The sequence below is a fragment of the Microbacterium sp. NPDC087665 genome (genome assembly GCF_044743285.1).
Taxonomy (GTDB): Bacteria; Actinomycetota; Actinomycetes; order Actinomycetales; family Microbacteriaceae; genus Microbacterium.
In genome coordinates this window covers 237,133-237,715 of record NZ_JBIUWD010000003.1, presented here as the reverse complement: position 1 = coordinate 237,715, position 583 = coordinate 237,133, and the positions used below count along the sequence as shown (strand labels likewise).

Annotated in this window: 1 pseudogene; it reads right to left on the bottom strand. The window is 68.1% G+C overall.

Features of this window, described 5'->3' with window-relative positions:
- Positions 1–521, bottom strand: a pseudogene (locus tag ACIOSY_RS07825) (hypothetical protein); the annotation flags it as partial.
- Positions 522–583: the final 62 nt, after the last annotated feature.

The following is a 583-nucleotide window of genomic DNA, read 5'->3' as shown; positions in this document are numbered from 1 at the left end:
GTCGCGGCAGCCTGAGCGGCAACCTGCGCGGACGGGTTGCTGTCATCGTCAGCCTTTGCCGAAGCAGAAGCCGACGCGGCAGCGTTCACGTTCGCGGTCGGGTCCGAAGATGCCTGAGCATCAGCGGTCGCGTCGAACTCGACAGATGCGTCCACAGACGAGTCCGCGGTTGCGGCGGCCTGGGCAGCGGTCGAAGCATCGGCGTCTGCTGCCACCGAGGCGTCAGCGTTCGTCGAGTCCGAGTTGTCGGCGTTCGCCGCCGGGGAGGCCGAGACCTGAGCGGCAGCAGACGGGTCCGAAGACACATCAGCCGACGCGGTGGTCGAAGCATCCGGCGTCGCAGCGACCTGAGCGGCAGCTTCCGCGGACGGCGTCGCAGCAGCCGAAGCCGCCGAGTCCGCATCCGGGGTCGCGGCAGCCTGAGCGGCAACCTGCGCGGACGGGTTGCTGTCATCGTCAGCCTTTGCCGAAGCAGAAGCCGACGCGGCAGCGTTCACGTTCGCGTCCGCGTTGACAGTCACCGACGCGTCAACCGACGAATCCGCCGTCGCGGCAACATCCGCAGCAGAAGACGCATCAGCAT